This is a genomic window from Weissella cibaria KACC 11862 (genome assembly GCF_000193635.1).
Lineage (GTDB): Bacteria > Bacillota > Bacilli > Lactobacillales > Lactobacillaceae > Weissella > Weissella cibaria.
Map to the genome: position 1 here is coordinate 1 of NZ_AEKT01000065.1, position 395 is coordinate 395.

1 protein-coding gene is annotated in these 395 nt (G+C 42.0%); it reads right to left on the minus strand.

Annotated elements, in window-relative coordinates; genetic code table 11:
• A partial coding sequence (locus ESE_RS12415; protein WP_010375380.1) for a hypothetical protein occupies positions 1–395 on the minus strand: 395 nt, incomplete at both ends.

Consider the following 395-nt stretch of genomic DNA (forward strand, 5'->3'; position numbering starts at 1 on the left):
ATTGAGTAATTCAACTTCAACAAGTTTGAGTGATTCAACGTCATTGAGCAGCTCGACATCAACAAGCTTGTCAGACTCAACATCGTTGAGTAACTCGACATCAACGAGCTTGAGCGATTCAACATCGTTGAGTAGTTCAACATCAACAAGTTTGAGCGATTCAACGTCATTGAGCAGCTCGACTTCAACAAGCTTGAGCAACTCAACGTCATTGAGCAACTCAACGTCATTGAGCAACTCAACGTCATTGAGTAACTCAACATCAACAAGTTTGAGCGATTCAACGTCATTGAGCAGTTCAACTTCAACAAGTTTGTCAGACTCAACATCGTTGAGCAGTTCAACTTCAACAAGCTTGAGCGATTCAACGTCATTGAGCAGCTCGACTTCAACAA